This is a genomic window from Escherichia sp. E2562 (assembly GCF_005781075.1).
Taxonomy (GTDB): Bacteria; Pseudomonadota; Gammaproteobacteria; order Enterobacterales; family Enterobacteriaceae; genus Escherichia.
In genome coordinates this window covers 286,683-311,843 of record NZ_VATM01000005.1, presented here as the reverse complement: position 1 = coordinate 311,843, position 25,161 = coordinate 286,683, and the positions used below count along the sequence as shown (strand labels likewise).

General features: G+C 51.9%; 22 protein-coding genes and 1 pseudogene. 5 read left to right on the top strand and 18 right to left on the bottom strand.

Going from position 1 to position 25,161, the window contains the following annotated elements:
- Positions 1 to 2 precede the first annotated feature (2 nt).
- The 5 genes from menH to FEK43_RS10400 form a co-directional block, all read right to left on the bottom strand.
- On the bottom strand, positions 3 to 761 hold the full coding sequence (gene menH, locus FEK43_RS10420) for a 2-succinyl-6-hydroxy-2,4-cyclohexadiene-1-carboxylate synthase (protein ID WP_130207192.1): 759 nt from the start codon (positions 759 to 761) through the stop codon (positions 3 to 5).
- On the bottom strand, positions 758 to 2,428 hold the full coding sequence (gene menD / locus FEK43_RS10415) for a 2-succinyl-5-enolpyruvyl-6-hydroxy-3-cyclohexene-1-carboxylic-acid synthase (protein ID WP_135407455.1): 1,671 nt from the start codon (positions 2,426 to 2,428) through the stop codon (positions 758 to 760). Before menD ends, menH begins: the two co-directional genes overlap by 4 nt.
- 88 nt (positions 2,429 to 2,516) lie before the next feature.
- Positions 2,517 to 3,812: an isochorismate synthase MenF gene (gene menF, locus FEK43_RS10410; protein ID WP_135407457.1), complete on the bottom strand. Its 1,296-nt coding sequence runs from the start codon at positions 3,810 to 3,812 to the stop codon at positions 2,517 to 2,519.
- A gap of 78 nt (positions 3,813 to 3,890) precedes the next feature.
- The gene (gene elaB, locus FEK43_RS10405; RefSeq protein WP_000070621.1) at positions 3,891 to 4,196 is read right to left on the bottom strand and encodes a stress response protein ElaB; all 306 of its coding nucleotides are present in this window, start codon (positions 4,194 to 4,196) and stop codon (positions 3,891 to 3,893) included.
- Between the two features lie 54 nt (positions 4,197 to 4,250).
- Positions 4,251 to 4,712 (bottom strand): GNAT family N-acetyltransferase, encoded by a 462-nt coding sequence (locus tag FEK43_RS10400; RefSeq protein ID WP_135407459.1) that lies wholly within the window; start codon positions 4,710 to 4,712, stop codon positions 4,251 to 4,253.
- Positions 4,713 to 4,776: 64 nt separating this feature from the next.
- Here FEK43_RS10400 and rbn point away from each other — a divergent pair, with 64 nt between their 5' ends.
- Positions 4,777 to 5,694 carry a ribonuclease BN gene (gene rbn / locus FEK43_RS10395; RefSeq protein WP_135407461.1) on the top strand — a complete coding sequence of 306 codons (918 nt, stop codon included), beginning with the start codon at positions 4,777 to 4,779 and terminating at the stop codon, positions 5,692 to 5,694.
- Positions 5,695 to 5,814: 120 nt separating this feature from the next.
- Here the strand turns inward: rbn and FEK43_RS10390 are convergent.
- Positions 5,815 to 6,599 (bottom strand): annotated as a pseudogene (locus FEK43_RS10390) (von Willebrand factor type A domain-containing protein).
- A 137-nt stretch (positions 6,600 to 6,736) separates the two neighbouring features.
- Here FEK43_RS10390 and FEK43_RS10385 point away from each other — a divergent pair.
- A complete protein-coding gene (locus FEK43_RS10385) occupies positions 6,737 to 7,708 on the top strand; it encodes a M28 family metallopeptidase (protein WP_135407463.1) in 972 nt (323 codons plus the stop codon).
- A gap of 102 nt (positions 7,709 to 7,810) precedes the next feature.
- Complete coding sequence (locus FEK43_RS10380; RefSeq protein ID WP_135407465.1) at positions 7,811 to 8,314, top strand: YfbM family protein; 504 nt, start codon at positions 7,811 to 7,813, stop codon at positions 8,312 to 8,314.
- 282 nt (positions 8,315 to 8,596) lie between these two features.
- On the opposite strand, the gene FEK43_RS10375 is transcribed toward FEK43_RS10380, so the two are convergent.
- Positions 8,597 to 9,313 (bottom strand): hypothetical protein, encoded by a 717-nt coding sequence (locus FEK43_RS10375; protein ID WP_135407468.1) that lies wholly within the window; start codon positions 9,311 to 9,313, stop codon positions 8,597 to 8,599.
- A gap of 208 nt (positions 9,314 to 9,521) precedes the next feature.
- On the opposite strand from FEK43_RS10375, the gene FEK43_RS10370 reads away from it, so the two are divergent.
- Together FEK43_RS10370 and FEK43_RS10365 are read left to right on the top strand one after the other, a co-directional pair.
- Positions 9,522 to 9,944 (top strand): hypothetical protein, encoded by a 423-nt coding sequence (locus FEK43_RS10370; protein WP_130207206.1) that lies wholly within the window; start codon positions 9,522 to 9,524, stop codon positions 9,942 to 9,944.
- A 52-nt stretch (positions 9,945 to 9,996) separates the two neighbouring features.
- Positions 9,997 to 11,226 carry a hypothetical protein gene (locus FEK43_RS10365; protein WP_135407470.1) on the top strand — a complete coding sequence of 410 codons (1,230 nt, stop codon included), beginning with the start codon at positions 9,997 to 9,999 and terminating at the stop codon, positions 11,224 to 11,226.
- A gap of 52 nt (positions 11,227 to 11,278) precedes the next feature.
- Here FEK43_RS10365 and nuoN read toward each other — a convergent pair whose 3' ends face one another.
- The 11 genes from nuoN to nuoC form a co-directional block, all read right to left on the bottom strand.
- Entirely contained in the window at positions 11,279 to 12,736 is a 1,458-nt protein-coding gene (gene nuoN, locus FEK43_RS10360) for an NADH-quinone oxidoreductase subunit NuoN (RefSeq protein ID WP_135407472.1), read from the bottom strand.
- Positions 12,737 to 12,742: 6 nt separating this feature from the next.
- Complete coding sequence (gene nuoM / locus FEK43_RS10355) at positions 12,743 to 14,272, bottom strand: NADH-quinone oxidoreductase subunit M (protein ID WP_130260560.1); 1,530 nt, start codon at positions 14,270 to 14,272, stop codon at positions 12,743 to 12,745.
- Between the two features lie 230 nt (positions 14,273 to 14,502).
- Complete coding sequence (gene nuoL / locus FEK43_RS10350) at positions 14,503 to 16,344, bottom strand: NADH-quinone oxidoreductase subunit L (RefSeq protein ID WP_001056618.1); 1,842 nt, start codon at positions 16,342 to 16,344, stop codon at positions 14,503 to 14,505.
- Entirely contained in the window at positions 16,341 to 16,643 is a 303-nt protein-coding gene (gene nuoK / locus FEK43_RS10345; RefSeq protein WP_000612644.1) for an NADH-quinone oxidoreductase subunit NuoK, read from the bottom strand. Before nuoK ends, nuoL begins: the two co-directional genes overlap by 4 nt.
- Positions 16,640 to 17,194: an NADH-quinone oxidoreductase subunit J gene (gene nuoJ / locus FEK43_RS10340; protein ID WP_000393511.1), complete on the bottom strand. Its 555-nt coding sequence runs from the start codon at positions 17,192 to 17,194 to the stop codon at positions 16,640 to 16,642. Before nuoJ ends, nuoK begins: the two co-directional genes overlap by 4 nt.
- An 11-nt stretch (positions 17,195 to 17,205) precedes the next feature.
- Positions 17,206 to 17,748, bottom strand: coding sequence for an NADH-quinone oxidoreductase subunit NuoI (gene nuoI, locus FEK43_RS10335; RefSeq protein ID WP_000172749.1), 543 nt, complete (start codon positions 17,746 to 17,748; stop codon positions 17,206 to 17,208).
- 14 nt (positions 17,749 to 17,762) lie between these two features.
- Positions 17,763 to 18,740, bottom strand: coding sequence for an NADH-quinone oxidoreductase subunit NuoH (gene nuoH, locus FEK43_RS10330; RefSeq protein WP_000118507.1), 978 nt, complete (start codon positions 18,738 to 18,740; stop codon positions 17,763 to 17,765).
- Positions 18,737 to 21,463: an NADH-quinone oxidoreductase subunit NuoG gene (gene nuoG / locus FEK43_RS10325; protein ID WP_130207217.1), complete on the bottom strand. Its 2,727-nt coding sequence runs from the start codon at positions 21,461 to 21,463 to the stop codon at positions 18,737 to 18,739. The genes nuoH and nuoG overlap by 4 nt, the downstream gene beginning before the upstream one ends.
- Positions 21,464 to 21,515: 52 nt before the next feature.
- Positions 21,516 to 22,853, bottom strand: a complete 1,338-nt coding sequence (gene nuoF / locus FEK43_RS10320) for an NADH-quinone oxidoreductase subunit NuoF (protein ID WP_000789507.1) — start codon at positions 22,851 to 22,853, stop codon at positions 21,516 to 21,518.
- On the bottom strand, positions 22,850 to 23,350 hold the full coding sequence (gene nuoE / locus FEK43_RS10315; RefSeq protein WP_000545042.1) for an NADH-quinone oxidoreductase subunit NuoE: 501 nt from the start codon (positions 23,348 to 23,350) through the stop codon (positions 22,850 to 22,852). Before nuoE ends, nuoF begins: the two co-directional genes overlap by 4 nt.
- Positions 23,351 to 23,352: 2 nt before the next feature.
- Positions 23,353 to 25,155: an NADH-quinone oxidoreductase subunit C/D gene (gene nuoC / locus FEK43_RS10310; RefSeq protein WP_000247878.1), complete on the bottom strand. Its 1,803-nt coding sequence runs from the start codon at positions 25,153 to 25,155 to the stop codon at positions 23,353 to 23,355.
- Positions 25,156 to 25,161 lie beyond the last annotated feature (6 nt).

Here is a 25,161-nt window from a genome sequence, read left to right as displayed (position 1 = left end):
AGTCAGAAACGCAAGATCTGCGCCAGACTTGCGATTACGCCAGCGGGATTTTCCCGATGCGCGTTATGTCCGGCGCGAGGAATGACATGGCAGTCGGCAGCCAGTTCCGCTGCCAGAGCGCGGAATTTGCTGTCACGTTCACCACATAAATAATAAAACGCAAATGTGCGGGCGCTAAGGTTAGCACGTAAATCAGGCTGGACGGCGAGAGAAGTGGCCTCCAGCATCGCGGCAAGGGTTGCGCCGTTATTGTTGCTGCGCAGCGCCACCAGCTCCCGGCGTTGATCGTCATTGAGCGAGGCAAAAACAGGCTGTTGATACCAGTCGGCAAATACCGCCGTTAACGGTTCTGAACAAAAACGCTGCGCCCAGCGATGATCGGAAAGCTGACGTTCCGTGCGTTGTTCAGCACTTTGCAGCCCGGGATGCCCACCTTCGACAATCACGCCACAAAGCCCCGCCATCCCCTGACAAGCCGCCATCATCGCCACCCGTCCACCGAGCGAGTACCCCACCAGCCAGAAGTTAAGGATGTTGTAACTAACAAAGGTTTTACGCAGTAAGTCGGTGACATCATCAAATCCATCGACGCTAATTGCCGCCGAACCGCCGTGACCTGGAAGATCAACATACAACCGCGAGTAGTCTGCAAACGCCTCGCCGACTTCCTGCCATTCGAGGCAATCGCCGGAGAAACCATGCAAAAACACCAGCCAGGGTAAACCTGGCTTGCCGTGTTTTGCCTGTGCGTGCAGGATCATAAATGGCTTACCTGCGCCAGCAGTTGCTGGAGGGTTTGCGCGCCGTCGGTGTCGTTAACCACCATTTCAATCACCGTGGTGGTCGGAGTGCGCCAGGCGTCGGCAAGTGCCGTTTCAAGTTCCTGCCAGTTTTGCGGACGATGATATTTCAGCTCAAACATCGCGGCAGCGTGCTCAAAATGGACGTTTTGCGGCATCAGATAGAAACGCTCGCGCTCGCTTTTCGGCGTCGGCAACAGCGAGAAAATTTGTCCGCCGTTGTTGTTCACCACAATTAATACCAGCGGCGCGGAAACCTGACGCAATAGCGCCAGCGCGTTGAGATCGTAAAGTGCTGAGAGATCACCCACAATCGCCAGCGTCGGTTTGCCGCTGGCCCGCTGAACGCCTGCGGCGGTAGAGAGCAACCCATCAATTCCGCTGGCCCCACGGTTGCTGTACACCGGATAGCCTGCCGGAAGTTGCGAGAGAGCATCGATCAAACGTACCACCAGGCTATTACCGACAAACAGTTGCCCCTGTTCAGGCAAATAGTCGCTGATGCGGTGCGCCAGTTGTGCTTCGCCAAACGCATCACGACGGGCAACAACTGCCTGCATTGCCTGTTCAGCCAGACGCGGGATCTCCACGCACCAGGGCTGGCGTTTTTCAGCCGGATGCAGCTCCAGCCAGTCGGCAATATTGGCGACCAGGCGACGTCCACGGTGGTGTGCCGGGTCAAGCTGCCCTTCGATGTTATCAACAATCCAGTACTCTTCTGGTTCACAGCTTGCCTGCCATTGCAGTAACCGTTTACCGGTCAGGCTGCTCCCCAGTTGCACGACAATCTGCGCCTGTCGCAGTTCGCTGGTCGCTTTGGCATTGCCTAACCAGAGATCGGCACACGGCAGCGGCTGCCCGGTTTGCGACAGCACGTCGCCAATCAGCGGCCAGCCAAGTGTTTGCGCCCACAGGGCAACTTTTTTGCCCTCTTCCGCACTCATGCGCCCGGCAACCACCACGCCGCGCTTTTGCCGCCAGAAGAACCAGTCGCGCTGTTTTTCGCTCTCAAGACGAGGCGCTTCACGCAGCCACGGTTTGTCGCCCTGCCACCAGTCGCCAAGACGTTGTTGCCAGCTAAGTCCGGTATCGTCCATCTCGCCATAAAGCGGTTCGGCAAACGGGCAGTTGATATGGACTCCACCCGCATGCAGCGTGCCTAAAGCGTGGTCGATAGTAGAAACCAGCCAACGGGCGGGAATATCCTGCGTCGGGCGCGGCAGTGAAATGCTATGCGTAGGATGAGAGGCGAACATGCCCGGCTGACGAATTGCCTGATTTGCGCCGCAGTCAATCAATTCCGGAGGACGATCGGCGGTTAACAGGATCAGTTTTTCTCCGGTTAACCCAGCTTCAATCAGTGCCGGATAGAGATTCGCTACCGCCGTGCCGGAAGTCACTATCACCGCCACCGGCTGCTTGCTGACTTTCGCCAGCCCCAGCGCCAAATGCCCCAGCCCACGCTCATCAAAATGAGTGTGATGAATGAAAGCGGAATTTTCCGCCGCCGCCAGAGTTAATGGCGTAGAACGAGAGCCTGGGGCGATGCAGACGTGTCTGACGCCGTGACGTGTTAATGCTTCCAGAATGACCGCCGCCCAGCGTCGGTTAAATGCGCTTACTGACATGAGTTTGTCCGGTATCAATATTGCGGCTAAGTATAAGGAGCTACAAAAAGAGATTATTGATATGAATCGGTAATGATGCGACTCATTACTATTCCAATTGTAATAAAGTGCGCAGTCCTGCCGCTTTGTTGTCGATTTCCTGCCACTCCAGTTCGGGGTCTGAGCCTCGGACAATACCCGCTCCGGCATACAATCGCACGACATTGCCACTGATTTTCGCCGAGCGCAGGGAAACGCAGAATTCGCTTTGTTGTAATGAGAGATAGCCCGCAGAACCCGCATACCATTCACGGGTAAACGGTTCGTGCCGGGCGATGAACTGCCGTGCCAAATCACGCGGTAAACCTGCCACCGCTGCCGTTGGCTGCAACTGATGCAGACAAACCACATCATCTGCCGTATTAAGCGAGGTCCAGATACAGCGACGCAGATGCTGCACTTTACGCAGACGAAGCACCTGCGGCGGTAAAACATCCAGCGCCTGGGTGTCGCTCTGTAATCGCTGGCAGATATCTTCCACCACCAGCATATTCTCGCGCTGGTTTTTATCATCCGCCATCAGCCACTCGCCCAGTTGCTGCGCCTGTTTATCATCAGGATGATTCGCCACCGTTCCCGCCAGTGCTTCAGTACGCAACGCTTTGTCACGCCGCCGCCAAAGCCGCTCAGGAGATGACCCCAGGAACGCGCTTTCGCCATCAAAGGCCATGTAGAAATGGTAGCAGTTCAGGTTCAACCGACGACTGGCAGCCATCATTGCCGCCGCGTTAACTGAATCGGAGAAATGCAGATCGGTCGCCCGCGCCAACACCACTTTATCCAGTTCACCTTCAGCAATGGTGTCTGTCGCCAGTTTAATTAACCCCGTCCAGGCTGATTTGTCCGGCCAGTGATTTTCTTGGATGATGGTTAAATGCAGAGCTGGCAACGGTTTAATGTTTGCCAGAGCAGCAATGTATTCCTTTGCCTGATGTGCGTCTTGCTGAAGGGAGTTTTCGCTGAAAAGGGTCAGTCGAAGGGTCGCTTTGCCTGCACAGCGTCGCCATTCCAACCGCGGGAGGAGTAAATTGCCCTGGGAAGGGTCAAACGCATTCAGCCCCCAGATACGCAAGTCGGTGTGATCCGGGTGTTGTCGGAGAAAACGCTGCGCCTGCGCCAGCGACGAAAAGCTGGCTATTGTACCCAGCACGGCAGCTTCTTCATCACCATTGCGTTGTTGCCAGTAAAATTGCGGATACATTTTCTGGCTGGCCAGCCAGCTTAAGGCATCAAAGGCGTCATTTAATGGGAAAGGAACATCAAAAACCCGAATGCCGGGCGTCGCTGGAAACTCTTGCGACAGATGGCGCAATAGATTTTCCAGCGCCGTAGTGAGTGATTGCACGCGGACCTCTCCCTGTTAAAAGCCTCACATTATACGGGGTACTGCAAAAAAAATGCAGTACCCCAGTGTAGGGAGGTTTTAACGGCGTGCCAGCAACAGTCCTAATACCAAACCAACCGCAGCGCCAACGCCAATCCCCTGCCACGGTTTTTCATGAACGTAGTCGTCGGCGCGATAAACCGCTTGCTTCGCCCGATAGTAATAGCTGTCCGAAGCCTGACTGACTCTTTTTTTCACATCATCCAGCGCCTTCTCTGCTCGCGCCTTCAGCTCAACATATTTCTGATCGGCGGGATCGCCAGAGGAGCGCAGCACTTCTTCCAGTGTTTCACTCAGCAACGTCAGGTCGTCATCGATGCGTGTATCACCAAATTGATTAGACATTCTCGTTCTCCATTTGCTTAAAACCTGCCACTAACTATAGACAACGGTTATCAATTACGCCTGAATGACTTCGCGCGCCATCCCAATGTGGGGAATACCATCTTCCTCGTAAATGTCGGTCACAGGGATAAAGCCAAAACTGCGGTAAAAGTTTTGTAAGTGCGCCTGCGCTCCCAGATAAATCGCCTTGTCCGGCCAGTGGCGCGTACATGATTCCAGCGCCTTACTCATCAGTTGCTGCCCCACTTTTTCGCCCCGCAACGCTTCGCTGACAATCACGCGACCAATCACCACCGGTTCGAGATCATCATCACTTTTCAGAATCCTCGCATACGCTACCAGTTTCCCGTTTTGCCAGCCGAGAATATGACGATTTTCACCAACCAGATCGTCACCATCGACATCCTGATAAGGACAGTTTTGTTCGACAACGAATACCGCACAACGCAGTTGTAATAAGGTATAAAGCTGAGAAACCGATAATTCAGAGTGATGAAGATCCTGCCAGTCGATCATGATGCGCTCCTTTTGGTTGTATGCCTTATACTAGCCGGATTATTTTTAGAAATGTGATGGTCTTATGGAATTAATTTTCTTAGGTACTTCGGCGGGAGTTCCGACCCGGGCGCGTAATGTCACGGCGATATTGCTTAATCTGCAACATCCGACCCAGGCCGGACTTTGGTTATTTGACTGTGGCGAAGGCACTCAACACCAAATGCTGCACACGGTGTTTAATCCCGGCAAACTGGACAGGATTTTTATTAGCCATCTTCATGGCGATCATCTTTTCGGTCTGCCCGGTTTGCTGTGCAGTCGTTCCATGTCAGGTATTGTGCAACCCTTAACCATTTATGGTCCGAAAGGTATCCGTGAATTTGTTGAGACAGCGTTACGCATTAGTGGCTCGTGGACCGATTATCCACTGGCGATTATTGAAATTAGCGCAGGCGAAATTCTTGATGATGGCTTGCGTAAAGTGACAGCTTATCCGATGGAACATCCGCTGGAGTGTTACGGCTATCGTGTAGAAGAACATGATAAGCCTGGTGCGCTGAATGCCCAGGCATTAAAGGCTGCAGGCGTACCGCCAGGCCCATTGTTTCAGGATTTGAAAGCCGGAAAAACTGTCACACTGGAAGACGGTCGGCAGATTAACGGCGCTGATTACTTAGCCGCGCCTACACCAGGAAAAGCGATCGCCATTTTCGGCGATACTGGTCCTTGCGATGCCGCGCTGGCGCTGGCCAAAGGTGTCGACGTAATGGTTCACGAAGCGACTCTGGATTTGGCGATGGAGGCCAAAGCCAACAGTCGCGGCCACAGCTCCACACGCCAGGCGGCGGCACTGGCCCGTGAAGCTGGTGTCGGTAAGCTAATCATTACCCATGTTAGTTCACGCTATGATGATAAAGGCTGTCAGCACTTGTTACACGAGTGCCGGACGATTTTCCCGGCAACTGAACTGGCGAGCGATTTCGCGGTGTTTAGCATTTAAGTCGAAAGCGGTGGTTAGTTGGCAGATTAATTTAATGATACCAACGCACTTATTTGCCATTTTTTCATCTGTTTGCCGGATACGTTTGATGTCGGTATCAGGCAAACAGATTTATCATTTTTAGTTTTGTGAATTATCCAGACCTTTCTCCAGCCCAATCAGGCGAATAAATTCCGCTCTGTAGCCTTGTTGATCCGGTCCTTTTGCTTGCCGCGCCCACTGTTCGATCTGCTGCCAGGATGTATTATTCAGGTATTCAGAACCGCGCAATTTTTGCCCATACGCAGAGACTGCTGCGCGAAAACGCATATCTTCTGAAGGTGCGTTTATTGTGGGTGCCAACGGGAATTCAACTAACTGACTTTCTTTTCCCTGCGGGTATTTCCAACGAATCTTTAACCAGGCCAGTTCTTTCGCTTTATCTGATTTCGCTGATTTGTTATCCGGGACATAGCGTAACTTATCAATTGATGCTTTTTGCCCATTCAGCGTTAGCTGCCGGTGTCGACGTCAAGGCTAAACGTCGCCAACGGGTTTTGCGCTACCTGCTTAACCGGATTATCATCGAACAGCTGATAGCGAGCGGTTCCTGGATTTGCGATACGTGTAGCTTTTGCTTTAGCCGCTCTTTCAAATGTTGGCGCTTCCTGCAATCGCCCCTGCAAAGCCTGTTTGTCTGAGGATTGTTGCGCTTCATGCAGGGCTAAGGTTTTTGCTTTCGCGGCTTTAGCGGCGGCGGCTCTTTGCTCCGCCACTTTTGTTGCCGCTTGTTGCGCGGCAAGTACTTGCTGGTCTGTGGGTGTAGTAGATTGTTGTTGCTGACTTTCCTTATCATCAGATTCCGGCCCACATCCTGACAAAATCAAACTACTAATAAGCAACATGATTATATTTTTATTTCGCATATAAAATCCTTTTAAATAAACTCAACCACCAGACATAAAATAGACTCTTTGTATAATCCGGCTAATCTTAATAAAATACGATCTCGAAACCTATAACAAATAATGATTCAACAACGAAACCTATCAACAATTTATATATGAAAAAAATAACCTTTTCCTTTTTTATATTGTTCCTGTGTTCACTTCCTCTGATTGTTTTTTACCAACCCTGGGTCAATGCATTACCACCAACGCCCCAGCACGCAAGTCCAGAGCAATTAGAAAAAACAGTTCGCTATTTTACACAAACTGTGCATCCACGTAGTGCCGACAATATTGATAATCTGAATAGGTCCGCAGAGTATATAAAAGAGGTCTTTGTCAGTAGCGGCGCCAGAGTTACCGTGCAGGATGTCCCCATTACTGGTGGCCCCTACAAAAACATTGTTGCTGATTATGGTCCTACCGATGGACCGCAGATTATTATTGGTGCGCACTATGACTCTGCCAGCAGTTACGAAAACGATCAATTAACCTATACGCCGGGTGCGGATGATAACGCCAGCGGCGTGGCAGGATTACTCGAACTGGCACGTTTGTTACAGCAGCAAGCGCCGAAAATAGGTGTGCAACTGGTCGCCTATGCGTCGGAAGAACCGCCCTTCTTTCGTAGCAATGAAATGGGGAGCGCGGTACACGCCGCTTCGCTTGAGCGTCCGGTGAAATTAATGATAGCACTGGAGATGATAGGTTATTACGACTCCGCACCAGGGAGTCAGGATTACCCTTACTCTGTCATGTCCTGGCTTTATCCCGACCATGGTGATTTTATTGCTGTCGTCGGTAGAGTGCAGGATATCAGCGCTGTGCGTCAGGTAAAATCTGCGTTGTTATCAGCAAAAGAGTTGCCTGTTTATTCTATTAATGCACCTGGTTTTATTCCCGGTATCGATTTCTCCGACCACCTTAATTATTGGCAACACGATATTCCCGCCGTAATGATTACTGACACCGCTTTTTATCGTAATAAACAATATCACTTACCTGGCGATACCGCAGACAAACTCAATTATCAGAAAATGACTCAGGTGGTGGATGGCGTTATAACCTTGTTGCAAAACAGTAAATAATAAAAATTTCTCGAGGAAGATCCAGAAAAAGCAACATGCGCATTTTATTTTCCCTCGTCTGTTTTAAGATGCGAAAAATTAAATTCGATGGAGGAAAAATAAATGGGAATGATTGGCTATTTTGCAGAAATTGACTCAGAAAGAATTAACCGACTGCTTGAGTCTACTGAAAAACCCTTAATGGACAATATTCATGACACGCTTTCAGGTTTACGGCGACTGGATATTGATAAACGCTGGGATTTTTTACATTTTGGCCTAACGGGTACCTCTGCTTTTGATCCAGCGAAGAATGATCCGCTGAGTCGTGCCGTGCTTGGTGAACACAGCCTCGAAGATGGCATAGATGGTTTCCTGGGATTGACCTGGAATCAGGAGTTAGCCGCGACAATCGACCGCCTGGAATCACTGGATCGAAGTGAGCTGCGTAAACAGTTTTCCATTCAGCGACTCAATGAAATGGAGATTTATCCGGGAGTGACCTTTTCAGAAGAGTTAGAGGGGCAACTCTTTGCTTCGATCATGCTTGATATGGAAAAGCTGATTAGCGCGTATCGACGTATGCTGCGACAAGGGAATCATGCGCTGACGGTTATTGTTGGGTGATATAGCTTGATGCCTGGGGGAGAAAGACCCATTAGTTAAAATTTACGCCAAGATCATCTTGAAAAAATATTTAACCATGGTCCGGTTTTTATCCCCTTGTATAAATATCGCTAAATGCTTGCTTAGTCGCATTCTTAAAGCAATGCCGTGTATTCGGTATATAACAGCGATGTCATCTGTGTTGGCAACGATTTGGAATCTTGGATGAAAACGGAACTCAACCTGTCATTACCTGGAAATTACCAGGCAGATAAAAAGCCTGTTCAATTTTGAGATGATTTTTTAAAAATCGTGTCCATTGTGACGACATGGGAAAAACTCAATATTATCCTCCACAAATTGCAGTAACACAGAATCAACATCTTTTGCAAGTTGGTCACAATGTGTGATAAGAATTTTGAATATTTCATCCTTTGTAATCTCATGAAAATTTTCTACCTTCTCTTTTAACTCATTATATCGGATTCTTGCAGTAACCATTTTTTTGGCAAGTTCTGACAATCCCAACGCTTGCAATTGTTGGTGAATATGATCACTTTCAAAAAAGATCCCACAATCCATTCCTTCCCAACCAACATATTCATGCCATTCATAAACCAGCATAAAAGTTTGTAAAACTGGCTGTAATAATTGGATATCTGCAAAACTAAACCAAAACTTACGCTTGAGATACCACTCATATTCAATCGCCAATGCTATTTTGTTTAAGGCATCTCCGGCATCCTTATTTTTACGCAAAATCAATTCCGTCAGTGTATAGCGTTGTTCATCAATACGCCGAAGAGTTTCTGCAATATCATAGTTTGTAGCCAACAAAACATTCTCTGCTTCCTGATGTGTGACGTCTGCTTTTGCAGTCAATAGATTGATTTGATCAATATGAAAGAATTTAATGGCCTCATCAACATTACCGCCAGTCCTCTCTAGCAAACGTCTGGCAGACTGGATACCGACAGGTACGTGCTCCCGAAGTTTGCGAATTTCACTTAACCATTCCATGTCAAACCCCTTTAAATATTTATGATGTTATATATAACAACGTCTGGATCACGACCCAGCCTAACTGAATATTTCACCTTTCCCTGCTTAACATCCATGTTATGATGTGCCTGAAACTAATAAGACGTGTGGCATTGTCACTATTTATCCGCTATTGAATTCAAACAATGCCATTCATTTGATGAATGAATTATTTCAGGGAATAATTATGACACCTTTAGAACGCATTACCCAACTTGTTAATATCAATGGTGATGTTAACGAGCCTGCTACCCCCCGTCCATTGTTATCTCTTGAGGATTTTTTTATCGGCAATAATATCCTCGGTTCAATATGTTGCAATGTGACTCCAGAACAATCTCCGCAAGCTATCTACCACCATTTGCTGAAAATTCGTGAGCGTAACGATGTCAGTGATGTTTTGGTAGAAATTACGATGTTCGATGATCCTAACTGGCCCTTTAGCGAAAGAATTTCAGTTATCACTTCTGCTTCACCCGAAGAAGTTCAGAATTGGTTTGCAGAAGAAATTGCCCCTGATGAGTGCCGGGAAGGATGGGAAGAAGATACAGATCATGGATGGGTTGAAGTCCCTGCGGGTATGCATCCGGTTAATTGTTGGTGGGATTAAAACATATTGCTCATTACGAAAAATTTTTAAAATACTTCATTGAGGATGTATATTGTCATTTTCAACGGGTGCTGTAATTATCATTTTTGCGTGTTATGCATTAGCCTTTATCATACCAATACTCTTTATCGTACCGTTTCTTCTTCGATGGGATAAAGAGAAAATGGATAACACCGGTTTCATTTCTTTAATCTATCTGGAATTGCCAATCGGCACTACCGCATTAGCCTATTTATTTTATTTCAATAAGTATTTCGATTCTTTCTTTGAATATATTTTCAACCTCATACCCTATACATTAATTTTATGGTATGTGTGTTTTCTAAGGAAAAGCATATATTGCAGCCCACGCAAGATTTTATTTACAGGCTGGCGCGCCTTTGCCATTATATTTGTTTTACATACATTCTATTTATTCCCCATGAAAAACGAATCAGATTATGACACTGCTGTGAATACGGCACTAAGACAAGGGGATGGTACTGCATTGGATAAACTTTGGAAAACATGCCCGGAGGGTATCAATTCACTTTTGTTCAATATGAAATTTAACTATAACAGAACATATAACTTTGACTACCCAATCACTTCATTCGAGAAAGTTATCCAGTGTAGTGAATTTAAAGACGACTTTACCAGCGATTATGCTGTCAACTATTCTTTTGCTAACGTAACAAGCATTAATTTCTTAAAATTTTTATATAGCAAAATAGATGATAATAAAAAGAAAGAGATTCAGAATGATAAAGGTATTATAAACACTAGATTAATTGATTTAAAGCGATGTTTAAGAGACGAAAAGTGCAGTGCACAAAAAATCCAAATGCTCGATTTTCTACTAAAGCTCGTTCCAAAATGGCAAAAGCATTTATTTATCAAACCGGTAGATTTGCATAATTCTATTTTAAACTCAAATAAGCTTAGTGCTTCTTATTTTTCAAAATTTGTTCAACCTGAAAATGAAAATGACATTATCGCTATGCATGTTGTTTTAGGTGATAACCAGTCCGTAATATCAAAAATAAAGAACAAAGAATACCTACCTTCCGTGATTGGTCAAGAATATGGTGATTTTGGTGAAAATATAACATTAGTAAAGTTTATTATAATGAATGGTACAGAAGACATGATCGACTTCATCATTAACGATTTAAACGTTGATGTGGCGTGTTATGCAAGTGCGTCAACCATAAACTATAATACTATTGTCTCTTCAGACTATAATTATAAATACAATAAACGTTTCCAAAATAAAACCTGCACAAACCCAATCAAATCATAACACCATAAAAAAACCGCCGAAATCGGCGGTTTTTTAACATCAATATTCAACCTTACATCAGCGGCAGGGCTAACCGCACAATGCTAATCAGCGGTTGCGGCCATACACCCAGCACCAGTACCAACAGTGCAGAGATCAGCACCACGATACCGCCCGCGCTGTACTGCCAGTTTGACGGTGCATCGCGACCCGGTTGTTCCGGGGCGTGCAGGTATAAGCTCACCGCCACGCGCAGGTAGTAGTAAAGGCCGATTGCCGAACCGACAACCACGGCCCCCACCAGCCACCACAAGTGCGCCTGGACACCGACTGCCAGCACGTAGAACTTACCGATAAAGCCCAGCGTCATCGGAATACCGGCCAGAGACAGCATCATCACCGTCATCACCGCCGCGAGGATCGGACGATGCCAGAACAGACCGCGGTAAGAGAACAGGGAATCAGCATCCGGGCCACGATACGGGCTGGACATCAGGCTGACCACGCCAAACGCGCCGAGGCTGCTGAACAGATAACCGGCCAGGTAAACCCCTACCGCTTCCATCGACATCTCGCCAGTTTGCAGCGCAATCAGCGCCACCAGCAGATAGCCGAGGTGAGAGATAGATGAGTAACCGAGCAGACGTTTGATGTTGGTCTGGCTCAGCGCCATCAGGTTACCGAAGATGATGGAGGCAAAGGCGATAATCGCCAGCACCACGCGAATCGCTTCGCTGTCACCCACTGGTGCGTAAAGGAACAGACGCATCACCACACCGAAGATAGCGATTTTGCTCGCCGTCGCCAGGAAAGTGGAAACCGGCGCAGGCGCGCCCTGGTATACGTCTGGCGTCCACAGGTGGAACGGCACCAGAGAGAGTTTGAAGCCGAGGCCAACAATCATCAGGCCGAAACCTGCCAGCAACAGCGGCTCGTTGAGCATACCGTCGCCGAGGTTTTTACCCAGTGCAACGAACGACAGATCCCCAGACTGCGCATACACCAGCGCCATACCGAACAGCAGGAAAGAAGACGCTGCGGCAGAAAGAATGGTGTATTTGATACTGGCTTCCAGCGAACGTTTCTGGCGGAAAGCGTAACCGACCAGGCCAAACAGCGGCAAAGAGATCAGTTCGATACCGAGGAACAAGGACGCCAGATGGTTGGCATTCGCCAGCAGGATCCCGCCCAGCGCAGCAATTAACACCAACAGGTAGAACTCGTCCTTGTTGCCGTTATAGCCTTCAAGCCACGGGTAGGCGAAAGTACAGGTGGCGAGGCTCGCCAACAATACCAGCCCGGTGTAAAGCATGGCGAAACCATCAACGCGCATCAGCGGCGTAACGTCCATAGCGCCCGCCTGGCCGACAAACCAGAGCGAAACCAGCGCCGCGTTAAGCCCAATAACCGAGAGCGTAGCGTTGAGGAAATGATTGCGTCGCCACGCAATGGAGAGCATCACAACCACCACCGTCAAGCCGACGATCAGCAACGGTAGCAGTGCGATCAGGTTTTGTGGAGTTATTGTCATGGCGATTTACGGCCTTGTAGTAGTAACGGAATTAACAAACCACTGCTGGATATTGCCAATCGCGGAGTGCGAGGTATCCAGAATCGGCTGCGGATAGAAGCCCAGCAGTACCAGCAGCACCACCAGCAACAGGATCATAAACAGCTCGCGCAGCGACATCCCTGGCAGTTCTTTGCTGGCAATCTCGCTTTTCGCTTTACCGAAGTAAGCGCGATGTAACATTGCCAGCGAATAAACAGATGCAAAGACCAGCCCAAAGGTAGAGATAACGGTAATCACCGGGACAACCTGGAAGCTGCCGAACAGAATCATAAATTCGCCGACGAAGTTACCGGTGCCTGGCATCCCAAGCGTTGCCACCGCAAAGAACAGCGACAGTGCTGGCAGCCATTTCATCTTGCTCCACAGACCGCCCATCATGCGCATGTCGCGGGTATGGATACGTTCATAGAGCTGACCGCAGAGAATAAACAGACCCGCCGCTGACAAGCCGTGCGCAATCATCTGAATTACCGCGCCCTGGTAGGCCAACTGGCTGCCGGTGTAGATGGCAATCAGCACGAAGCCCATATGGGAAACCGAGGTGTAGGCGATCAGACGTTTGATATCGGTCTGGGCGAAGGCCATCCACGCACCGTAGAAGATGCCGATAACACCCAGCCACATAGCGATTGGTGCAAACTCTGCCGACGCGTTCGGGAACAGCGGCAGGGAGAAACGCAGCAGACCGTAAGCGGCGGTTTTCAGCAAGATCCCCGCGAGGTCAACGGAACCCGCAGTTGGTGCCTGGGAGTGCGCATCCGGCAGCCAGCCATGCAGCGGAACCACCGGCATTTTCACCGCAAAGGCGATGAAGAAGCCCAGCATCAACAGGTATTCCACGCCGCCAGACATTGGCGTATTCAGCAGCTCTTCATAGTTGAAGGTCCAGACGCCGGTCGCGTTGTAGTGAACAAAGACCAGCGCCAGGATGGCGATCAACATCACCAGACCACTCGCCTGGGTATAAATGAAGAACTTGGTTGCCGCCGTGATACGCGTTTTACCGTCAGAAGCTTTATGCCCCCACAGTGCGATCAGGAAGTACATCGGCACCAACATCATTTCCCAGAAGAAGAAGAACAGGAACATGTCGATGGCAAGGAACACGCCGATAACGCCGCCCAGGATCCACATCAGGTTGAGGTGGAAGAAGCCCTGATATTTTTCGATCTCGTTCCACGAACAGAGTACCGCCAGCACACCGAGCAAACCGGTCAGCACGACCATCAGCAGCGACAGACCGTCAATGGCGAGATGGATAGAGATACCAAAACGCGGGATCCACGGCATGTCGAATTCAGACTGCCACTGCGGAATTCCGGCGGATTGCGTCAGTGAATAACCGCCCTGCAACCACAGTTGCAGCGACAGCGCCAGCGTCAATCCCATGGTGATCAGCGCTACCCAGCGCGGCACCTTGACGCCAAAGCGTTCGGTCTGCCAGCACAGGAAGCCGCCGATAAAGGGGATTAGTATTAACCAGGGTAATAACATAGCTAAGTATGTCCCTTATATTTACTCCTGCTCAGGCTATCTCACTCGCCAGCCCGAATCCCGGCAGTGCTCGCAATCCTCACGTACTTAAGTACGTTCCGGTTGCTGTGCGCTGGCGGTATCCGGTCTGACTTCGCCGATGACGCCTGTACTTCAGGAACAGTTACCTAAAATTTATTCTTAGTTCACAGACCCGGCGCAGCGCCGGGTATATTCACTCAGCCAACAACTCAACGCAGTACCATCAACAGTGCCAGCACCACGACCGCACCGATGCTCATGGATGCCACATACCAGCGCAGGTAGCCGTTCTCGCTTAACAGCAGACCTTTACCTGCAAAGCGGGAAAGAACCGCCGGGATGTTCATCATTGAGTTCAGCGGATCGCGTTTCAGCAACCAGGCAATCCCCAGGAACGGCTTGACGAATACTTTGTCATACAGCCAGTCGAAGCCCCAGGCGTTGTACCACCAGGTGCCCAGCAGGCGGCCCGGCGCACTGTTGGCGATGGAGGTCACCAGAGTACGTTTACCCAGCCACAGCCAGGCTGCCAGCAGAATGCCGACCACCGCGACCACGCCAGAGGTAATTTCCAGGGTCAACATGCTGCCGTGCGCCAGTTCCGTCGTTTGCGGAAGCACGCCCTGCAGCGGCGGTACAATCAGTGCGCCAACAAAGGTGGAAAGGATCAGCAGCACAATCAGCGGCAGGCTGTGAGTTACCCCTTTCACGGCGTGAGCGTGAATTTGTTCTTTTCCGTGGAAGACGATGAAAATCATACGGAAGGTGTAGAGCGAGGTCATAAACGCACCGACCAGACCTGCCACCATCAGATTGATATGACCATTCGCCATCGCACCCGCGAGGATCTCATCCTTACTGAAGAAGCCCGCAGTGACCAGCGGCAGTGCCGACAGTGCTGCGCCGCCCACCAGGAAGCAGAGATAAACCAGCGGAATAGATTTACGTAGACCGCCCATCTTGAAGATGTTCTGTTCGTGATGGCAGGCCAGAATGACGGAACCGGATGCCAGGAACAGCAGCGCTTTAAAGAACGCGTGGGTCATCAAGTGGAAAATCGCCGCATCCCATGCCTGCACGCCAAGTGCGAGGAACATGTAGCCAATCTGGCTCATGGTAGAGTAAGCGAGAACACGTTTGATGTCGGTCTGTACCAGCGCGGCAAAACCGGCCAGCAGCAGCGTAACCGCCCCAACAATACCCACCAGATGCAGAACTTCCGGCGTCATCAGGAACAGGCCGTGGGTACGGGCGATCAGGTAGACACCTGCGGTTACCATCGTTGCGGCGTGGATCAGCGCGGAGACAGGCGTCGGGCCCGCCATCGCGTCAGCAAGCCATGTCTGCAACGGCAGCTGCGCAGATTTACCAACCGCACCGCCCAGCAGCATCAGCGTCGCCCACATCAGCATGTTATTGCCGTCAGCAAAGTGCGCAGGCGCCAGTTCCACCATTTCGCGGAAGTTCAGCGTACCCAGCTCGTTGTAGAGAATGAACAGCGCGAAAGCGAGGAACACGTCACCCACACGGGTCACGACGAACGCTTTCATTGCCGCTGCGCCATTCTTCGGATCGGTGTAATAGAAACCGATCAGCAGATAGGAGCACAGGCCCACGCCTTCCCAGCCGAGGTACATCAGCAGCAGGTTATCGGCGAGAACCAGAACGACCATGCTGGCAATGAACAGGTTGGTGTAAGCGAAGAAGCGAGAGTAGCCCTCTTCACCACGCATATACCAGGAGGCGTACATGTGAATAAGGAAACCCACACCAGTGACCACCGAGAGCATGGTCAGCGACAGGCCGTCCAGCACCAGATTGAAACCGATGTTAAAGTCGCCTACCGACATCCACGTCCACAGCGGCTGGCTGTATGCCTGCTCACCGTTAGCAAAGAAGTCGACGCCAATAAAGGCAGTTACCAGCGCCGCCAGGCCCACAGAGCCAACGCCGACGATCGCCGAGACGTTTTCAGACCAGCGCCCACGGGAGAACGCCAGCAGGACGAAGCCAATCAATGGCAAAATAATGGTTAAGGCAAGCATGTTCATCCGCGCATCTCACTTACTGAATCAATGTTCAGGTTCTGGCGACGACGGTGAAGTTGCAGCAGCAGCGCAAGGCCGATACTCGCTTCTGCCGCCGCGAGGCTGATGGCGAGAATATACATCACCTGACCGTCGGTCTGGCCCCAGTAGCTTCCGGCGACCACAAAGGCCAGCGCGGAGGCGTTAATCATGATTTCCAGACCAATCAGCATAAACAGCAGATTGCGACGGATAACCAGACCGGTTAAGCCAAGAACGAATAAGATTGCCGCGAGGATCAGTCCATGTTGTAAGGGGATCATGCGTGCTCCTCCGTTTTTCTTTTCGCGCTGTCGTCTTTACGATTGCTCAGCACTTCACCCGCACGCTCTTCACGACCGACGTGGAAGGCCACAACCAGACCCGCGAGCAGCAGCATAGAAGCCAGTTCTACCGCCAGTACATAAGGCCCGAACAGCGTAATACCCACTGCTTTAGCACTGATTGGCGTACCGTCGATACCCTGATCGTTAACACCGAGGATGGCGTAAACAATCACCACCAGCATGATGGCCGACAAAATTGCCGGACCAATCCACACCTGCGGTTTCAGCCACTGGCGTTCTTGTTCGATTTCCGAACCGCCCAGGTTGAGCATCATCACCACGAACACGAACAGCACCATAATGGCACCCGCGTAGACGATAATTTCCAACGCACCGGCGAAGTAAGCGCCCAGCGAGAAGAACACCCCGGAAATCGCCAGCAGCGAAATAATCAGGTACAGCAGTGCGTGTACCGGATTGGTATGGGTGATCACTCGCAAGGTCGCAAGTATGGCTATCAGGCCACAGATATAAAAAGCGAACTCCATTGCCCCTCTCCTTACGGTAACAGGCTCTTGACGTCGATAGGCTTGGCTTCGTTCTCTGCTTCGCCCTTATCTTTGCCGTCGATTGCCATACCTGCCATCCGGTAGAAGTTATATTCCGGGTATTTGCCCGGACCGGAGATCAGCAGATCCTCTTTCTCGTAAACCAGGTCCTGGCGCTTGTATTCCCCCATTTCGAAATCCGGGGTTAACTGAATCGCCGTGGTCGGACAGGCTTCTTCGCACAAACCACAGAAAATGCAGCGTGAGAAGTTGATGCGGAAAAATTCCGGATACCAGCGACCGTCTTTGGTTTCTGCTTTTTGCAGCGAGATACAGCCGACCGGGCAGGCTACCGCGCAGAGGTTACAAGCTACGCAACGCTCTTCGCCGTCCGGGTCGCGGGTCAGAACGATACGACCACGATAACGGGGCGGCAGATAGACCGGCTCTTCCGGGTACATTCGCGTTTCGCGTTTGGCGAACGCGTGCAGGCCGATCATCCAGATACTACGAACCTGGGTGCCGAAACCTACTAACAATTCTTTTAAGGTCATGGTCTTATTGCCCCTTATTGCGCCTGCCAGAGAATGACAGCCGCCGTTACCAGCAAGTTGATCAGCGTCAGCGGCAGGCAGATTTTCCAGCCGAAGGACATTACCTGGTCATAACGCGGACGCGGTAACGACGCACGAATCAAAATGAACATCATCATAAAGAACGCGGTTTTCAGCGCGAACCAGATGAATGGCGGTAACAACGGGCCTTGCCAGCCACCGAAGAACAGCGTCACCATCAGTGCAGAGATGGTCACAATCCCGATGTATTCACCCACGAAGAACAGACCGAACTTCATGCCGGAATATTCAATGTGGTAACCATCCGCCAGTTCCTGCTCGGCTTCCGGCTGGTCAAACGGGTGACGGTGACACACCGCCACGCCCGCGATGGCAAAGGTAATAAAACCAAAGAATTGCGGGATGACGTTCCACACATGCGCCTGGCTGTTGACGATGTCGGTCATGTTGAATGAACCGGCCTGCGCCACCACGCCCATCAGGGAAAGCCCGAGGAACACTTCGTAGCTCAGGGTCTGCGCAGAAGCACGCATCGCACCCAGCAGCGAGTATTTGTTGTTACTTGACCAGCCCGCAAACAGCACCGCGTAAACCGCCAGACCGGCCATCATCAGGAAGAACAAAATCCCGATGTTCAGGTCGGCAACCACCCAACCTGGGCTGACTGGCACAATCGCAAAGGCCAGCAGCAGCGAGGTAAAAGCAATCATCGGTGCCAGGGTAAAGATGACACGATCCGAGAATTTCGGGATCCAGTCTTCTTTAAAGAACATTTTGATCATGTCCGCAACCAGCTGGAGCGAACCGCCCCAGCCAACACGGTTAGGTCCGTAACGGTTCTGGAACAGACCCAGCAGGCGACGTTCGCCAAAGCTCATGAATGCCCCACAGGTGACAACCACCAGCAGGATCACCACCGCTTTGAGGATGGTCAGCAGGATCTCAATCAGTTCCGGTGATATCCAACTCATTGTTGTGCCTCCTTGAGATCCTCAAGATGCGCGCCGGCCAGCACCGGAGCAATGCCGGACATACCCATCGGCAAGCCCACCTGCCCTGCCGTCAGCCCTTCGGCGATTTCAACCGGTAGCGTGACCGTGTTGCCATCGTAGCTAAAGGAGACGCGTGTCCCCGCATTCACGCCCAACTTCGCGGCATCCGCTGGGTTGAGTTTGATGTACGGCTGCGGCATACGGCTCTGGAAGACCGGAGCACGCTGTGACAATTCATCGCTGCCAAACAGGTGGTAGTACGGCGCGATACGCCATTTCCCGTCCTGCGGCTGGAAGCGTGCCGGTACGCTGGTGAAGTAATCCAGACCGTTTTCGCTGGTTTCAAACAGACGCACGCCCGGATCGCCAAAGCGCAGTTTGCCGCCCACTTCGTCCTGGAATTTGTTCCACGCCTGCGGGGAGTTCCAGCCTGGCGCCCAGGCAAACGGCACTTGCGAACGGTGCGCGGTCGGCTGGTTGTTACCTTCCATCGAGAAGGTGAACATGGTGTCAATATCCTGCGGCTGACGCGGCTCATGAACGCTGATATTGGCGCGCATGGCGGTACGACCGCTGTAACGGTGCGGTTCACGGGCCAGTTTCTGCCCACGAATACGGAATGTCGCATCCGGCGCAGCATCTTTGATACCTGCCAGTTCCGGGATTTTCGCCACAACAGCGTCAATTACATGGTCGAGCTGTGTCCAGTCCACTTCACGGCTCAGCAAGGTGCTGTGCAGCGAGTGCAGCCAGCGCCAGCTTTCCAGCATGACAGTTTTGCTGTCGTAATAGGACGGGTCGTAAACCTGGAAGAAACGTTGGGCGCGACCTTCATTATTAATTACCGTACCGTCGCTTTCAGCAAAGCTGGCAGCGGAAAGTACCAGATGGGCGTTTTCCATGATCGCTGTGCGTTGATGGTCAACCACCATCACCAGCGGCGCTTTAGCCAGCGCAGCATTCACGCGGGTAGCAGAAGCGTGACGATGCAGATCGTTTTCCAGCACCACCACCGCGTCGGCGCGTCCGGTTTCCAGTTCGGTTAACGCTTCTTCAAGCGATCCACCGCCCATAATGCCCAGACCCATGCTGTTGACGGAACGGGCAATCATGGTGATACCGACGTCAGCGCCGCGACCTTTCAGGGCTTTCGCGACGTTAGCCGCAGCCTGAATTACTTCAGCGCTACCGGCGTTCGTCCCGGAGATAATCAACGGTTTCTTCGCACCCGCCAGTGCCTGCACGATGACGTCGATTTTGCTTTGCAGCTCAGGTTCGATACCGTCAACCGCTGGTGCAGAGTTATCCAGCGCATGGGCGATGGCAAAACCTAAACGCGCCTGATCTTCAACCGGTGCGCGGTAAGTCCACGCCGCGATATCATCCAGACGGGTGTCATCAACGTTGGTAACAAACAGCGGATGCTTCGCACGTTGGCCGATGTTGAGGATTGCCGCAATCTGCCAGTCAGCCACTTTCTGGGCTGCCGCCATTTCGCGCGCTTTACCTTTCACCGCCTGACGCACTGCCAGCGCGACGCGCGCGCCGGTCTGGGTAACGTCTTCGCCCAGCACCAGTACCGCATCATAAGATTCGATTTCGCGCAGTGCCGGAGTATAAATGCCGCCTTCACGCAGCACTTTTAGTGCCAGTTGCAGACGTTCCTGCTCACCGTGAGCGATACCGGTATAGAAGTTTTCTTCGCCCACCAGCTCACGCAGCGCAAAGTTGCTTTCCACGCTGGCGCGCGGAGAACCGATGCCGATCACTTTCTTCGACTGACGCAGAATATCTGCCGCGCCCTGCATTGCCTGTTCGGCGTTGAGGGTAATGAAATCATCGCCACGACGCTGTACTGGCTGACGCGGACGATCTTTCAGGTTGACGTAGCCGTAACCGAAACGACCACGGTCGCAGAGGAAGTAGTGGTTTACCGTACCGTTGTAACGGTTTTCGATACGACGCAGTTCGCCATAACGCTCGCCGGGGCTGATGTTACAGCCGATGGAACATTGCTGGCAGATGCTCGGCGCAAACTGCATATCCCATTTACGGTTGTAACGCTCGGAGTGCGTTTTGTCGGTAAATACGCCGGTCGGGCAAATTTCGACCAGGTTACCGGAAAATTCGCTTTCCAGCGTGCCGTCTTCCGGGCGACCGAAGTAGACGTTGTCGTGCGCGCCATAAACGCCCAGATCTGTACCGTCAGCGTAATCTTTGTAGTAACGCACGCAGCGGTAGCAGGCGATGCAGCGGTTCATTTCGTGAGAGATGAACGGCCCCAGGTCCTGATTGCGGTGGGTACGTTTGGTGAAACGGTAGCGACGGAAGGTATGCCCGGTCATCACGGTCATATCCTGAAGATGGCAGTTACCGCCTTCTTCACATACCGGACAGTCGTGCGGATGGTTAGTCATCAACCACTCGACCACACTTTCACGGAACTGTTTCGCTTCTTCGTCGTCAATGGAAATAAAGGTGCCATCGGAAGCCGGTGTCATACAGGACATCACCAGGCGACCACGCGTGTCTTCCGCGTTTTGGTATTGCTTCACCGCACACTGGCGGCAAGCACCGACGCTTCCCAGCGCCGGATGCCAGCAAAAGTAAGGAATATCAAGGCCCAGAGACAGACAAGCTTCCAGCAGGTTGTCCGCTCCGTTGACCTCGTATTCTTTGCCGTCTACATGAATTGTAGCCATTAGCATGCTTCCAGTTTTCTCGGTCAGGGACCGAGCGTTAATCGAAATTCGGTTACCAGCGCTCTTTCAGCAGGTTCGGCTGAATCCCATTAATCAAATGGGTATTGCTGAACGGCTGTTTGATTCCCGCCTCAAATTCTTCGCGGAAATATTTGATGGCGCTCTGTAACGGCTCCACTGCACCAGGTGCGTGGGCACAGAAAGTTTTACCCGGGCCTAAGAATCGACACAGTTGCTCAAGTGTTTCGATATCGCCCGGCTGACCTTCGCCACGCTCCAGCGCACGCAGAATTTTCACGCTCCACGGCAGACCGTCGCGGCACGGCGTACACCAGCCGCAGGACTCACGGGCGAAAAACTCTTCCAGGTTACGCACCAGCGACACCATGTTGATCTCGTGGTCAACCGCCATCGCCAGCGCCGTACCCAGACGGCTTCCCGCTTTACCGATACTTTCGAATTCCATCGGCAGGTCAAGGTGCGCTTCGGTCAGGAAGTCAGTCCCAGCGCCGCCTGGCTGCCAGGCTTTGAACTTCAGGCCATCGCGCATACCACCGGCGTAATCTTCGAGGATCTCGCGTGCGGTGGTGCCGAACGGCAGTTCCCACAGGCCCGGATTTTTCACCCGACCGGAGAAGCCCATCAGCTTGGTGCCAGCATCTTTGCTTTTCGAGATGTTCTGATACCACTCCACGCCGTTTGCGAGGATTGCCGGAACGTTACACAGAGTTTCGACGTTGTTGACGCAGGTCGGTTTACCCCATGCGCCGGAGGTTGCCGGGAAGGGAGGTTTCGAGCGTGGGTTAGCGCGACGCCCTTCCAGGGAGTTGATTAACGCCGTTTCTTCACCGCAGATATAGCGCCCTGCCCCGGTATGGACGAACAGTTCAAAATCAAAACCTGTTCCCATAATATTTTTACCGAGCAGACCCGCTTCGGTCGCTTCGGCAATGGCACGGCGCAGATTCACGGCTGCTTCAATATATTCGCCACGCAGGAAGATGTAGCCACGGTAGGCTTTCAGCGCAAACGCGGAAATAAGCATGCCTTCCACCAGCAGGTGCGGCAGTTGCTCCATCAGCAGACGGTCTTTATAAGTGCCAGGCTCCATTTCATCGGCGTTACATAGCAGGTAACGGATGTTCATGGATTCGTCTTTCGGCATCAGGCTCCACTTCAGGCCAGTTGAAAAGCCTGCACCGCCGCGCCCTTTCAGACCAGAGTCTTTAACCTGATTAACGATCTCGTCCGGAGACAGCCCGGTCAGCGCCTTACGCGCGCCTTCGTAACCGTTTTTGCTGCGGTATTCGTCCAGCCATACTGGCTGTTTGTCATCACGCAGACGCCAGGTTAGCGGATGCGTTTCGGGAGTACGGATAATGTTTTTCATTTATACCGCTCCAGCAGTTCAGGGATCGCTTCCGGGGTCAGATGCGCGTGAGTGTCCTCATCGATCATCATGTTTGGCCCTTTATCACAGTTCCCCAGGCAGCAAGTTGGCAGCAGCGTAAAGCGGCCATCAAATGTCGTTTGCCCTGGTTTGATGTTCAGCTTTTTCTCCAGCGCCGCCTGAATGCCCTGGTAACCGTTGATGTGACAAACCACGCTGTCGCAATAACGGATCACATGGCGGCCTACCGGCTGACGGAAGATCTGGCTGTAGAACGTTGCCACACCTTCGACGTCGCTCGCCGGAATACCCAGCACATCGGCGATCGCGTGGATCGCGCCATCCGGCACCCAGCCACGCTGCTTCTGAACGATTTTCAGCGCTTCAATGGACGCCGCACGCGGGTCTTCGTAGTGGTGCATCTCGTGCTCAATCGCTTCACGCTCTGCCGCACTCAGCTCAAAAGCCTCGGTTTGTGGTTGTTGATTCTCGTGCATAATTAGCGGTCCACATCTGACATAACAAAATCGATACTGCCCAGATAAACAATCAGGTCAGACACCAGGCTGCCGCGGATCGCCGCCGGAATTTGCTGCAAATGCGCATAACTCGGCGTACGGATACGGGTGCGATAACTCATGGTGCTACCGTCGCTGGTCAGGTAGTAACTATTGATCCCTTTAGTCGCCTCAATCATCTGGAAAGATTCATTGGCAGGCATCACCGGACCCCACGACACTTGCAGGAAGTGGGTGATCAGGGTTTCGATATGTTGCAGCGTGCGCTCTTTCGGCGGCGGTGTGGTCAGCGGGTGATCCGCTTTGAACGGGCCTTCCGGCATGTTGTTGAGGCACTGCTCAAGAATGCGCAGACTCTGGCGCAGCTCTTCCACTTTAAGCATTACGCGGGTGTAGCAGTCAGAAACACCACCACCCACCGGGATTTCAAAGTCGAAGTTTTCATAGCCAGAATAAGGACGCGCCTTACGCACGTCGAAGTCGATCCCGGTAGCACGCAGGCCCGCGCCAGTGGTGCCCCACTCCAGCGCCTCTTTCGCGCCATAGGCGGCAACGCCCTGGGAACGACCTTTCAGAATGGTGTTTTGCAGCGCCGCTTTCTCGTAAGACGCCAGACGTTTCGGCATCCAGTCGAGGAACTCACGCAGCAGACGATCCCAGCCACGCGGCAGGTCGTGCGCTACGCCGCCAATACGGAACCACGCCGGGTGCATACGGAAACCAGTGATTGCTTCCACCAGATCGTAAATTTTCTGCCGATCGGTAAAGGCAAAGAACACTGGCGTCATTGCGCCGACGTCCTGAATAAAGGTGGAGATATAGAGCAGGTGACTGTTGATGCGGAACAGTTCGGAGAGCATTACGCGAATGACGTTAACGCGATCCGGCACGGTGATCCCGGCCAGTTTCTCTACCGCCAGCACGTAAGGCATTTCGTTAACGCAGCCGCCGAGATATTCGATACGGTCGGTATACGGAATGTAGCTGTGCCAGGACTGGCGTTCGCCCATTTTCTCAGCGCCACGGTGGTGGTAGCCGATGTCGGGTACGCAGTCGACAATCTCTTCGCCATCGAGTTGCAAAACGATACGGAAAGCCCCGTGCGCCGACGGGTGGTTCGGACCGAGGTTGAGGAACATGAAGTCCTCGTTTTCGGTGCCGCGCTTCATCCCCCACTCTTCCGGTTTGAAGGTCAGGGCTTCCATCTCCAGATCCTGTTTGGCTTTGGTCAGCTCAAACGGCGAGAATTCGGTAGCGCGCGCCGGGTAATCTTTACGCAGCGGGTGACCTTTCCAGGTTTGCGGCATCATGATGCGGCGCAGGTTCGGGTGACCGTCGAAAGTAATGCCAAACAGATCCCAGGTCTCACGCTCATACCAGTTAGCGTTCGGGAACAGTTTGGTAAAGGTCGGTACGTGCAGGTCGTTTTCTGCCAGCGCCACCTTCAGCATGATGTCGCGGTTACGATCGATAGAAATCAGATGGTAGAAAACGGAAAAATCCGCGGCAGGCAACCCTTCGCGGTGTGTGCGCAGACGTTCGTCCATGCCGTGTAAGTCAAACAGCATGACGTAAGGTTTCGGCAGTTTCTTTAAGAAATCGCCAACTTCCAGTAATTGTTCACGCTTGATCCACACAACGGGAACCCCGGTGCGAGTCGCCTGAACAGTAAAGGCATCCGGCCCAAAACGGTTGCGCAGTTCGCCAATCACCGGATCATCAAGATGATCGCGGGTCTGCCAGGCGGGTTCTTGCGCGGTTAAGTCGGTCATATTGTTCACCATTGCAAA